The sequence below is a fragment of the Kribbella sp. NPDC055071 genome (assembly GCF_053608045.1).
The window spans coordinates 99842-111319 of record NZ_JBSGUS010000009.1 but is presented as its reverse complement, the minus strand read 5'-3'; the positions used below and the strand labels follow the sequence as shown (position 1 = coordinate 111319).

Annotated in this window: 10 protein-coding genes; 8 read left to right on the top strand and 2 right to left on the bottom strand. The window is 66.9% G+C overall.

Annotated elements, in window-relative coordinates:
* Positions 1-40 precede the first annotated feature (40 nt).
* The 4 genes from ACWF4Z_RS16965 to ACWF4Z_RS16950 all read left to right on the top strand — a co-directional run bounded on the left by ACWF4Z_RS16965 (position 41) and on the right by ACWF4Z_RS16950 (position 3650).
* Positions 41-1033 carry an aldo/keto reductase gene (locus ACWF4Z_RS16965; RefSeq protein ID WP_452243981.1) on the top strand — a complete coding sequence of 331 codons (993 nt, stop codon included), beginning with the start codon at positions 41-43 and terminating at the stop codon, positions 1031-1033.
* A 104-nt stretch (positions 1034-1137) separates the two neighbouring features.
* The gene (locus ACWF4Z_RS16960; RefSeq protein ID WP_452243980.1) at positions 1138-1758 is read left to right on the top strand and encodes a TetR family transcriptional regulator; all 621 of its coding nucleotides are present in this window, start codon (positions 1138-1140) and stop codon (positions 1756-1758) included.
* Positions 1755-3326 carry an MDR family MFS transporter gene (locus ACWF4Z_RS16955; protein ID WP_452243979.1) on the top strand — a complete coding sequence of 524 codons (1572 nt, stop codon included), beginning with the start codon at positions 1755-1757 and terminating at the stop codon, positions 3324-3326. Before ACWF4Z_RS16960 ends, ACWF4Z_RS16955 begins: the two co-directional genes overlap by 4 nt.
* 24 nt (positions 3327-3350) lie before the next feature.
* Positions 3351-3650 carry a thiamine-binding protein gene (locus ACWF4Z_RS16950; RefSeq protein ID WP_452243978.1) on the top strand — a complete coding sequence of 100 codons (300 nt, stop codon included), beginning with the start codon at positions 3351-3353 and terminating at the stop codon, positions 3648-3650.
* Here the strand turns inward: ACWF4Z_RS16950 and ACWF4Z_RS16945 are convergent.
* Positions 3607-4707: a hypothetical protein gene (locus ACWF4Z_RS16945; RefSeq protein WP_452243977.1), complete on the bottom strand. Its 1101-nt coding sequence runs from the start codon at positions 4705-4707 to the stop codon at positions 3607-3609. The two genes, ACWF4Z_RS16950 and ACWF4Z_RS16945, sit on opposite strands and share 44 nt — an antisense overlap.
* 4 nt (positions 4708-4711) lie before the next feature.
* Positions 4712-5452, bottom strand: coding sequence for an SDR family oxidoreductase (locus tag ACWF4Z_RS16940; protein ID WP_452243976.1), 741 nt, complete (start codon positions 5450-5452; stop codon positions 4712-4714).
* A gap of 99 nt (positions 5453-5551) precedes the next feature.
* On the opposite strand from ACWF4Z_RS16940, the gene ACWF4Z_RS16935 reads away from it, so the two are divergent.
* The 4 genes from ACWF4Z_RS16935 (at position 5552) to ACWF4Z_RS16920 (ending at position 9773) form a co-directional block, all read left to right on the top strand.
* On the top strand, positions 5552-6418 hold the full coding sequence (locus ACWF4Z_RS16935; RefSeq protein ID WP_452243975.1) for a helix-turn-helix transcriptional regulator: 867 nt from the start codon (positions 5552-5554) through the stop codon (positions 6416-6418).
* 78 nt (positions 6419-6496) lie between these two features.
* The gene (locus ACWF4Z_RS16930) at positions 6497-7777 is read left to right on the top strand and encodes a ThuA domain-containing protein (protein ID WP_452243974.1); all 1281 of its coding nucleotides are present in this window, start codon (positions 6497-6499) and stop codon (positions 7775-7777) included.
* A gap of 49 nt (positions 7778-7826) precedes the next feature.
* The gene (locus ACWF4Z_RS16925; RefSeq protein ID WP_452243973.1) at positions 7827-8897 is read left to right on the top strand and encodes a WD40/YVTN/BNR-like repeat-containing protein; all 1071 of its coding nucleotides are present in this window, start codon (positions 7827-7829) and stop codon (positions 8895-8897) included.
* Between the two features lie 63 nt (positions 8898-8960).
* Complete coding sequence (locus ACWF4Z_RS16920) at positions 8961-9773, top strand: endonuclease/exonuclease/phosphatase family protein (protein ID WP_452243972.1); 813 nt, start codon at positions 8961-8963, stop codon at positions 9771-9773.
* Positions 9774-11478: the final 1705 nt, after the last annotated feature.

The following is an 11478-nucleotide window of genomic DNA, read 5'->3' as shown; positions in this document are numbered from 1 at the left end:
GCTCCGGCATGTCGTCCCTTCGCCGGATACTTTGACCGGCATGGACAAGCGCTTTCTTGGTCGGACCGGTCTGGAAGTCAGCGAGCTGTGCCTCGGCGCGATGACGTTCGGGAGCGAGACCGACGAGCCGACCGCTCACCAGCTCCTGGACGAGTTCGTCGCCGCGGGCGGCACGATGATCGATACCGCCGACACCTACCACGCCGGCCGCTCCGAGGAGATTCTCGGCAGCTGGCTGAAGAACCAGAATCGCGACGAGCTGGTGATCGCGACCAAGGTGTACGGCGAAGCAGGACCTGGACTCCCGGTCCGTGGTGCTGGGCGCAAGCACATCCTGGCCGGGGTCGAGGCGAGCCTGCGCCGGTTGCAGACCGACTTCATCGACCTGTACCAGATCCATGTGTTCGACGACGCGACTCCGCTGGAGGAGACGCTGACCACGCTCGACGCTCTCGTCAGCAGCGGGAAGGTCCGGTTCATCGGGGCCAGCAACCTGACTGGATGGCAGCTGCAGAAGGCGATCGACCTGTCCCGGCATCGTGAACTCGAGCCGTACGTGTGTCTGCAGCCGCTCTACAACCTGCTCGACCGTGACGCCGAGCTCGACCTGATTCCGGTCAGCCAGAACGAGGGCGTCGGTGTGATCGCGTGGAGTCCCCTGGCCGGTGGCTGGCTGACCGGTAAGTACAGCAAGGACCAGGGCGGTCCGCCGGCCGGCTCTCGTTCCAATCAGGCCGACTGGGACGCCCACGACAACGACCGCACCTGGCGAGTTCTGAATGCCGTCCGGTGGATCGCGGACGAGGTCGGTAAGACGCCCGCTCAGGTCGCGCTGCGCTGGGTCATGCAGCGACCAGGGGTGACCGCACCGATCATCGGCGTACGGACGCCGTCGCAGCTCGCCGACAACCTCGGTGCCACCGGCTGGACCCTGGACGATGACCAGATGCGCCGGTTGACCGAGGCGGGCGACGGTCCGCTGCCGTATCCGCACAACATCCTGGCCCTACCGCAGTTCAAGCGGCGGCGTTGACGGAGAGCGACCGGGGGGTAGCGGAAGGTTGAAATTCTGCAGTCATGCAAGATTTCGTCGTTAATAGTTTGCAGTGCGTGCAAGAACCTGCCTAGCCTGGTCGGGTGAGACAGGGGGAGGGTGGGCTGCGGGAGCGGAAGAAGCGCGAGACGCGGACGGCGTTGGCCGATGCCGCGTTGCGCCTGGCGCTGGCGAAAGGGCCGGACCAGGTCACGATCGAGGAGATCGCCGAAGCGGCGGACGTCTCGGTGCGGACCTTCTTCAACTACTTCCCGCACAAGGAGCACGCGATCCTCGGGCGCAACCCCGAGCACCTCGAGCGCGCGCTGGAGCGGATGCGAACGGCGCCGCCCGAGGTGTCGCCGCTGACCATCATGTGGCAGATCGTCAGCGACGTTCTGCGTGATCTCGAGGACGAGGGCGAGCTGTCGCGGCGTGGCGAGCTGATCATGTCCTCGCCCAGCCTGCTGTACCACCTGATGATGTCGAGCTTCGACGACGAGCGGCAGCTCACCGCCGCACTGGCCGCACGGATGGGTGAGCCTGCGTCTTCCGTCCGCCTGGCGCTGATCGTGAGCACGGCCGGCGCCGCCTGCCGGGTGGCGATGGAAGCCCGCAAGACCTCCGAGCGGCCGGTCCGCGACCTCGTCGACGAAAGCTTCCAAATACTTGCTCAAGGCATCGATCCCGCCTTCGAGCCCGCTGATCAGAAAGGTGACTCATGACGACGACCTCTTCACCCACGCCGGAATCGGCCGCGGGTGAGGTCATTTCCACCACGCTCACACCCCGGCAGACGATCCAGGCCATCTCCGGCCTGATGATGGGTCTGTTCGTCGCGATCCTCGCGGGCACGGTGGTCTCGACCGCGCTGCCCCGGATCATCCACGACCTCGGCGCGAGTCAGTCGTCGTACACGTGGGTCGTCACGCTCGAGCTGCTGACGATGACGGCCACGGTGCCGTTGTGGGGCAAGCTCGCCGACCTCTACAACAACAAGCTGCTCGTGCAGCTCTCGCTCAGCTTCTTCGTGGTCGGCTCGCTGGTGGCAGGGTTCGCCCCGAACATCGAGGTCCTGCTGGGCAGCCGGGTCCTGCAGGGTCTGGGCGGTGGTGGCCTGACCGCGCTGGTCCAGATCGTGATGGCGGCGATCATCCCGCCGCGCGAGCTCGGCCGGTACTCGGGGATCTTCGGCGCGGTCTTCGCCTCGGCGACCGTCGGTGGACCGCTACTCGGCGGATTCCTGGTCGACTCGCCGCTGGGGTGGCGGGCGTGCTTCCTGGTCGGCGTGCCGTTCGTGCTGGCCGCGATCGTGCTGCTGCAGCGGACCTTGAAGCTGCCGACCGTACGACGAGAGGTGAAGATCGACTGGTGGGGCGCCTTCTTCATAACCGCTGGTGTCAGCACGTTGCTGGTCTGGTCGTCGTTCGCCGGCAACAAGTTCGAGTGGGCGTCGGCGTGGAGCTTCGTGCTGGTCGCGGTGGCGCTGGCGTTGCTGGTGGCGGCCGTGCTGGTCGAGCGCAAGCACCCGGAGCCGATCATCCCGATGGACCTGTTCCGCAACCGTACGGTCACCCTCGCGATCGTCGCGAGCGCGTTGGTCGGTGTCGCGATGTTCGGCGGCTCGGTGTTCCTCGCGCAGTACTTCCAGATCGCTCAGGGGTACTCGCCGACCAAGGCCGGGCTGATGAGCCTGCCGCTGATCCTGGGCATGATGATCGCGTCCACGGTCGCGGGTGGGCTGATCACGAAGTACGGCAAGTGGAAGATCTACCTGGTCATCGGGAGCGTGTTGCTGCCGATCGGGTTGGCGCTGTTCGGCACGATCGACGCGCACACCTCGAAGTACATGCTGTGGGGCTTCATGCTCGTCCTCGGCGTCGGTATCGGCCTGGTGATGCAGAACCTGGTGCTCGCCGCGCAGAACGACGTACCGGCCAAGGAACTGGGGGCGGCCACCTCCGCGGTGAGCTTCTTCCGGAGCATGGGCGGCACGATCGGCGTCAGCGTGCTGGGCGCGATCCTGGCGAACAAGGTCACCGAGACGCTGAACCCGGGCGGTGCGTCGTCCGGCGGCAGCAGCGCAGTGCCGAACATCGCGGAGCTGCCGGAGCAGGCGCGGGCGGTGGTCGAGAACGCGTACGGCGCGGCGACCGCGGACCTGTTCATGATGTCGGTGCCGTTCGCGGTGCTGGCGTTGGTCGCGGTGCTCTTCATCAAGGAGAAGGCGCTGCTGACGACCTCCGGGGCCGAGCGCCGCGCGAGTGAGGAAGCGGTCCAGGACGAGGCCTGAGGGCAGGGCTGGCAAGCTGGGTGCATGATCGTTGCATTCAGCATCAGCCCGTCCGGCGGCGACGAGACCGGAGGCGTGAGCGAAGCGGTGGCCGAGGCCGTCCGCGTCGTTCGCGCCTCTGGTCTTCCCAATGAGACCAACGCCATGTTCACCAACGTCGAGGGCGAGTGGGACGAGGTGATGGCGGTGGTCAAACAGGCCGTCGACGCGGTCGCCGCCGTCTCGCCTCGGGTCAGCCTGGTGCTCAAGGCCGACATCCGGCCCGGCTTCACCGGTCAGCTCACTGCCAAGGTGGACCGGATCGAGCAGGCCCTGTCCGAATAGCCCAGTCGCGGCACGCGCGGAGGACCTCTACACACGCGTCCCCCTCGGCCGGCAGATCCACATCCCGAAGCTCGGGAATCGGCCGGCTGAGGTGCGCGAGACCGGGCTGTTGGGTGGCGTTCCGACCGAAGACGGCCGCACCTGAACGGCCGAAGCCGACCAGCACGCTGTTGTGCGGGAACCGCGCGAGGTTGAGCAGGTGAGGGTCGTCTGCGGCGGCGCTCATCACCTCCGCAGGCGCTGCTCGTAAAGCGGCCAGCAGAGTTTGATCGACGGTCGTGCCAGGTCGCCAGTCCTCCGGCAACAGGTGCGAGCGTTCGACCGCTACTGCGACCGGCACTTGCGTGAGCAGCTCCCACAGCAGGCTCCAGCGCTCACGCGCGGCCAGGCCCTGACTCAGCTCGATGAACTGCTCTCCTCGCAACAGATCCGCGAACTCGCCGTCGTGCTCCGCGAGTCGGCGCAACACCTCGAAGAACCCGCCGTCGATCGCCGCCGTCCGGAGCCGAGCCCGCGCGTCGCTGTCACCGGCCGCGTACGCCGCCATCGCCGCGGACCCATAGGGATCGGCCGAGCGATAACGCCCGTACTGGCCGGTGAGCAGCCAGAACGCGGGCCGTCGCGCGGAATCCGACGGCGTCAGCTGTTGCTCCCGGCAGAAGCTCGCGAGAGCCGGGACGAACTCGGCCAGCTCGCACACCTCGTCGATGACACCTGGATCGTCGGCCGCCAGGATCTTGCGCCGGGCGATGTCGGCGATGGGGTGATCGTGCAACGAGGCGGCCACCGCGACGATTCGGCGCATGGTCGGCGTCAACACGTCGGCTGCCGGATACCGGACGAGCTCGGCCAGATCCCGGGCGAGGTCGTCCGGATGCGTCGTGGGGCCGGCCAGCACCCGGAGGGCAGCAAGGTCGCCACGCCGCGCTGCCTGCTGAACGAACTCCGACGCCTTCGTGCTCCGGCGCTTGAGGAACCACGGGAGGAACCAGCGGCGGGCGAGCTTGGCTCGTCGCAGCAGCTTGCGCGCATCCGGTTCGCTCTCGGTCCCCCGCACATTTCTAGTGTGACGCGTTCAACGCCTGTACGACGGCCTCGTAGCGATTCTCGCGTTCGGCATCGCGCAGGAAGCGGACCCGGTTGACCAGGATCTCCTCGGCCTCCGGCTGCTGCTGGAACAGGCCGACCGACTCGTCCAGGTACTCGTCCAGCGGCATCCACTCCGGGTCCGGCGTACCCATCAGCTCGGTCTGGACGGCAGGCGGGACCAGCTCGATCACCTGGAGATCGGTGTCGGCGAGCTGGATCCGCAGGCTCTGCGTGTAGCTGTGGATCGCGGCCTTGGTGGCGTTGTAGGTCGGAGTGACCGCGAGCGGTACGAACGCGAGCCCTGACGAGACCGTGACCACCACCGGGTCGGCCTTGGTCAGCAGGTACGGCGTGAAGGTGTTGATGGTCCGGATCGTGCCGAGCAGGTTGATGGTGATCGTCTCTTCGCTCGTGGCCAGATGCGCGGGGTCGTGGAGATCCTCGAGCCGCATGATCCCGGCCATCGTGACGACCACGTTGAGCTCCGGGTGCTGAGTGGTGACCGTCTCGAAGGCGGCAGCGATCGAGGCCGGGTCGGCGACGTCGAGCACGATGCCCTCGATACCGTCCTCGGCGGCGATCTGGTCGAGCAGGTCCTTGCGGCGGCCGCTGATGATCACGGTGTTGCCGAGGTCGCGGAACTTGCGGGCGAGTCCGAGGCCGATACCCGACGTACCGCCGGTGAAGAAGATGGTGTTTCCCGTTGTTCTCATGGCTCCAGCCTGTGATCGGATGCCGACGGCAACCAGGCTCGGTTCAGCCTCTGCTCGGCAAGCAGTGGATAACTGGCGAGAGTTCGCGACACTGGATGGATGGAGTACTCCGACCTGTCCGATTTCCTGCGCAAACGACGCGAAGCCCTGCAACCCGAGGACGTCGGGATGCCGCGCGGCCGGCGTCGTCGTACGCCCGGACTCCGGCGTGAGGAGGTCGCGGCACTGGCGTCGATGTCGACGGACTACTACAGCCGCCTCGAAGGTGGCCGAGGGCCGCAACCGTCGGTCGACATGCTGGGCGCGATCGCCCGCGCGCTTCGGCTGACGATGGAGGAGCGCGACCACCTGTTCGTGCTGGCCGGACACGGTACGCCGCCGCGCACGACGCGCGCGTGTCACGTCGACCCCGGGATGCTGCGGATCCTGGACCGGCTGCAGGACACCCCCGCGATGCTGCTGAACCGGTGCGGCGAGACGCTCGCCCAGACGCCTGCGAACATCGCGTTGATGGGGGAGTTGACGAACTACGAGGGGTTGGAGCGGAGCGAGGTCTACCGCTGGTTCGCCCACCCCGAGCAGCGGGGTCTCTACCGCGAGCCCGACCGATCCACGCACAGCCGGATGCTGGTCTCGATGCTGCGGGCAGTCGTGACGGCCGACGGGCCGAAGTCGTACGCCGCCGGACTGAAGCGGGCAGTGGAGAAGGTGAGCCCGGAGTTCGTGGAGCTGTGGGACGCGCACGAGATCGGGGTGACCCACAGCCGGACCAAGCACTTCGACCATCCAGTGGTCGGCGAGCTCGATCTGTACTGCGAGGTGATCGACAACCGCGACCAGCAGCAGACGCTCGTGGTCTTCACCGCGGAGCCCGGTAGCGAAAGTGCGGACAAACTGCGGTTGCTGGAGGTTGTGGGGAGTCAGGCGCTGAACTCTGGACAGGACTTTGATCCAGAGTTAATTTAAGTCCTGAAATTTCATAATTCGCCGCGTCGACATCCGTTTCCGACTCTCATCATCCGTTTTCCGGAAAGGGCCGCCCCCATGCTTTCCGATCGCTTTCGCCTGCCCGCGTTCCTGTTGGCCCTCCTGCTGCTGGTCGCCGGCTTGACCACCAGTACGACGCCCGCGACCGCTCAAGTTCAAGCGAACTTCAATGTGCTCGCGTTCTACAGCGGCACGTGGGACGCCGCCCACATCGACTTCGAGAAGGAAGCGAACCAGCGGTTCCCGCAGTTCGGTGCGCAGAACGGCTTCAACTACACCGCGACCAACAACTGGGACCAACTCAACAATCTGAGTGCTTCGCAGTACCAGGTGGTGATGTTCCTCGACGACTCGCCGCACAGCGACGCGCAGCGGAACGGGTTCCAGAACTACATGAACAACGGTGGTGCCTTCTTCGGCTTCCACGTGTCAGCCTACAACGACGCGAGTGGCGGCTGGCCGTGGTTCAACAACACGCTGCTCGGCACCGGCCGGTTCGTGTCGAACACCTGGGGTCCGTCCGCGGTCACGCTGCGGACCGAGAACCGTACGCACCCGGCGCTGGTGAACACGGGCGCGACGTTCCAGTCGTCGGTGAGTGAGTGGTACAGCTGGCAGAACGACCTGCGGCAGAACCCCAACATCCAGGTCCTGGCCTCGATCGATCCGTCGAGCTTCCCGGTCGGCAACCAGCAGGGCAACATCTGGACGTCCGGCTACTACCCGATCATCTGGACCAACAAGAACTACAAGATGATCTACGCGAACTTCGGCCACAACGCGATGAACTACGACACCAACACCCGCCTGTCGTCGACGTTCGACAGCCCCGCGCAGAACCAGTTCATGATGGACGCGCTCAAGTGGCTCGGTGGCGCCGGTACGACGCCGCCGGTGGACCAGCCGTCGCCCACGGCCTGGTACTCGGTCGCGAACAAGGCCAACGGCAAATGTGTCGACGCCCGGGCCGCCGGCACCGCGAACGGGACCGTGATCCAGCAGTACACCTGCAATGCCTCGCAGGCACAGCAGTTCCAGTTCCAGCCGACGTCCGGTGGATTCACTCGCGCGAACAACCGCAACGACGCAACCAAGGTGATCGACGTGACCGGAGTGTCCGCCGCCGACAACGCCGGCTTGCAGCTGTGGACGTACAGCAACGGCAACAACCAGCAGTGGCAGGCGGTCTCCGAAGGCAGCGGCTACTTCCACTTCGTCAGCCGTTTCAGCTCCAAGTGCCTGACCGTGCCCGGCGGATCCACCGCCGACAGCACCCAAATCGTCCAACTCACCTGCAACGGCGGCACGGCCCAGTCCTTCAAGCTGACCGCCGCCTGACTGCTGCCTGAGCATGGGTGGCGGCTGACCATGGGTTAGGTTCACGCGCATGAGAATCCTGCGTGTGGCCGCTATGGCGGCAGGAGGTCTGCTGTTGATGTCTCAGCTCGTCCCCGCCCAGGCGAGCGGAGGACCGTCGTACCGCTGGAAGGTAACGCCGACCGGGAGTACGTCGCAGTTCCGCGGCTTGGCCGCGGTCAGTAAGGACGTTGCTTGGATCGGAGGGTCCGCAGGGCAGGTGCTGCGGACCCTCGACGGCGGGAAGCACTGGCAGAACGTCAGCCCGCCGGGCGCGGACGCTCTGGAGTTCCGCGATGTCGAGGCGTTCGACGCGAAGCGAGCGGTGGTGCTGTCGATTGGGACGGGCGAGGACTCGCGGATCTACCGGACCGTCGACGGCGGTAAGTCGTGGACGGAGACGTTCCGGAACACCGAGGCCAAGGCGTTCTACGACTGCTTCGCCTTCAACGACGCCAGGCATGGGCTGGCCTTGAGCGATCCGGTCAACGGAAAGTTCCGGATCGCGGCGACGTCGGACGGTGGCAGGACGTGGAAGGTGCAGCCGACTGCGGGGATGCCGGCCGCGTTGACCGACGAGTTCGCCTTCGCGGCGAGCGGGACCTGCTTGGTCGCCGGTCCGGGCCGGACGGCATGGTTCGCCTCCGGTGGCGGCGATCGGCCGCGGGTGTTCCGGACCGTCGACGGCGGCCGGCACTGGAAGGTCACGGACTCCCCGATGGCCAGCGGTGCGGCTGCGGGGATCTTCAGCCTCGCGTTCCGCGGTGGGCTGTTCGGAGTCGCGGTCGGCGGTGACTTCGAGAAGCCGACCGAGGCGGTCAAGGCAGCCTCGGTCACGTACGACGGCGGCCGCAGCTGGAAGCTGGTCCCGGCGGCTCACGCGCCGAAGGGGTACCGCAGCGGATCGCACTTCGTCCCGTGGTCGCTGTCGACCGTCATCGCGGTCGGTCCGTCGGGGAGTGACGTGAGCTTCGACGGGGGCCGGAGCTGGAAGCAGTTCTACGACGGCAGTTTCGACAGTGTCGAATGCGCCGGCCACGGGTCGCAGGCGGGATGCTGGGCTTCCGGGGCGAAGGGCGCCGTCGCACGTCTCGTGCACTGACATTCAGTCCGGCGACACTCGGTCGTTGTCCGAGTGTCGCCGGATTTCCGAGAGGATGTGGGCATGCGGAGACTGCTGATCGTGGTGGTGGGGTTACTGATGGTCGTACCAGGTGTGGCCGCGGCACAGCCTGACGGCGAGAAGCCGGGACGGGCGCTGACGGTGATGACGTACAACATCCACCACGGTGCCGGGATCGATGGAGTCCTCGATCTCGAGCGGATCGCCGTACTGATCGAGAAGTCCGGCGCAGACGTGGTCGGGCTGCAGGAGGTCGACCGGCACTGGGACGTGCGGAGCAACTGGGAGGACCAGTCGGCCTGGTTCGCCCAGCGACTCAAGATGCACTACGCGTACGCCGCCAACCTCGACCTCCCACCCCTGAACCCGGGCGAGCCGCGTCGCCAGTACGGGACGGCGATCCTGTCGAAGTACCCCATCAAACACTTCACCAACACGCTGCTTCCGCTGTACCCGACCGGCGAGCAGCGCGGCCTGGCGGTGGCTTCGCTGAAGGTGCGAGGCGCCGATCTACGTTTCGCGAACACCCACCTGACCAGCAACAACAACGCCGAACGCCTGGAACAGGCCCAGAAGGTAGTCGAGCTGCTCGGCACATCGAAGACCCCGACCCTCCTGGTCGGCGACCTGAACGCGGTGGCGACCGCGCCCGAGATCAAGACCCTGACCGCGGTCCTAGCCGACACCTGGCCCGAGGTAGGCGTGGGCCTCGGCAACACCATCGAGGCCGACAACCCCACCAAGCGCATTGACTTCCAACTCCACAGCCCCCAACTCCACCCAACCTCAGCCACAGTCCCAGTAACCCCAGCCTCCGACCACCTCCCAGTAGTAGCGGCGTTCACCCTGCACTAACCACCACGGACACGCTCCGCGGCGACTGACTCTCGCCGCCTTCGGCGGGCGAGCAGGCTGCTCGTCCCCCGCCCGACCTGGTTGACGCACAGGTTCTGATGAGCACAATCGGACCCCGCTCCGCGGCAGCTGCCTGTCGCCGCCTCCGGCGGCTACGCGGATTGCGTTCATCTGGTGTGCGCGACGGGATGTGATGTCGGGCGTGCTGCGGTCACCGCTGCGCGGCGGTTGTGTGTTGCCGCCTTCGGCGGGTGCGCGGATTGCGGGTAGGCGTTCGGCTGGTGTGCGCGACGGGCTGTGATGTCGGGGATGCAACGGTCACCGCTGCGCGGCGGCTGTGTGTTGCCGCCTTCGGCGGGTGCGCAGATTGCGGGTAGGCGTTCGGCTGGTGCGCGACCGGCTGTGATGTCGGGGATGCTGTCGGCAACGGTCACCGCTTCGCGGCGGCTGACTTGTTGCCGCCTTCGGCGGGTCCGCGGGTCGATGTCATCGCGCTGCTGCGGTTGGCGCGGGAGATGTGGTGGGGCTGCAAGAGCTGGACTGTGGTTAGGTCTGGCCCTGCAGAGAGACTGTGGTTCGCGGTCTCCGCTGCGTGATGGTGCTGGTCGCGGTGGTGTGCGTCAAGGGCGCCTTCGGCGTCGCTGCGCGATCTTCGACCCTTGACCCACACCGCCGCGACCAGGGAAGGACGCAGCTACGCGGATCCCGCGGGGAGTTGTGAGCCAGGTGATGTGGATCCGGTTGGTCGGCGTGGATCCGGGCTGGTCTGGTTCGGTGCGATCTGGTGCAGCGGCCGGTGCACTGGCAGATCCAGACCCACCGGCCCGCAACAGCCGGGGCGGGGAGGATCTCTTCCCGTATCGGGCACAAAATCTAACCCAACCTCCACCCCGCACGGACAATCCCGCCACCCGGACAAACCCGGCCACATCCCGACATCCACCCCTCCCCTGGGCCACCATCTCGAGGGTTCTCCCATGAAATGGCCGGTTCGCCGGTGAAATCCCGGTGGGGGAACGGACAAACTCGCGGGAGAACCCACGAGATGGACACCGCCCGGCTGGGGCAACCCCACCACGTCATCGGCCGACCGAGCCGAGGTTTGGCCGGCGGCATCCCGGACCGCCATCCCACCACGATCCATCACCGTGAACACTCCGGTACCTCATCCACACCGGCCCGTCACCGCAGCCCACCTGTGTGAACGCCGGCGCCCCACCAGACCCGGCTCGTCAGCCTCACCACAGTCCACCACCCTGAACACGGCGGCGCCCACCTGGATCGGCCCGTCAGCCTGACGGCGTTCACCGCCGTGGTCACGTCCGATGTGCGACCACTCGGGTGAGCGGCTCCGGGATAGCTGCGGTCTTTCCTGGTCGGGGTGGTGTGGGTCAAGGGTCGAAGATCGCGCAGCGACGCCGAAGGCGCCCTTGAGGCACGCCGCGCCGACTGGCACGATCACGCAGCCCGGAGACCGCGACACCACAGTCCCTCCGGAGGGCCGGGCCGCAGCACAGTGGTTCTGCGCACACCAGTTGAGCGGCGGATCGGCGATCCGCGCCCCGCCGGAGGCGGCAATCGGACAGCCGCCGCGAAGCGGTGTCCGATGGACCGCGACACCACAGTCCCTCCGGAGGGCCGGGCCGCAGCACAGTGGTTCTGCGCACACCAGTTGAGCGGCGGATCGGCGATCCGCGCCCCGCCG